1 protein-coding gene is annotated in these 398 nt (G+C 63.1%); it reads left to right on the forward strand.

Annotated features, from left to right (window positions below):
• A partial coding sequence (locus PZH32_RS11595; protein WP_275208410.1) for a hypothetical protein occupies nucleotides 1–398 on the forward strand: 398 nt, incomplete at both ends.

Here is a 398-nt window from a genome sequence, read left to right on the forward strand (position 1 = left end):
CCGGTGCGCGCGGCCGAGCACAACCTGCCTCAGGTGTACAAGAATCTGTGCACGAACGCTGCCGACGGCTCCGCTTCAACGGCCAAGTACGCCGACGGCACGCCCAACACCACGGGTCTTGTGCCGGCCTTCATGCCGCGTTACGGCGAGTACTACACGTCTGGGTACCACCTGCATTGCGCTGCCAGCAATATCGGCTGTGCGCCGGGTGGCTTCTTCGTAAACCCGGGCCCGGGCATTTATAACGGCGGTGTCTCGCTCGAAGGTCCCGTGGTGGGTATCAGTGGGCACCGTGCTGCTCAGGCGCGGACCCACCGTGGGCGTTTCCAGGTTCAAACCGTACAGCGGCATGTTGCCCGTGGTAATAAAGCTGTTGGTCACGAAGGTGGCCCGATAGC

The organism is Adlercreutzia equolifaciens (genome assembly GCF_029076695.1).
Taxonomy (GTDB): Bacteria; Actinomycetota; Coriobacteriia; order Coriobacteriales; family Eggerthellaceae; genus Adlercreutzia; species Adlercreutzia equolifaciens_A.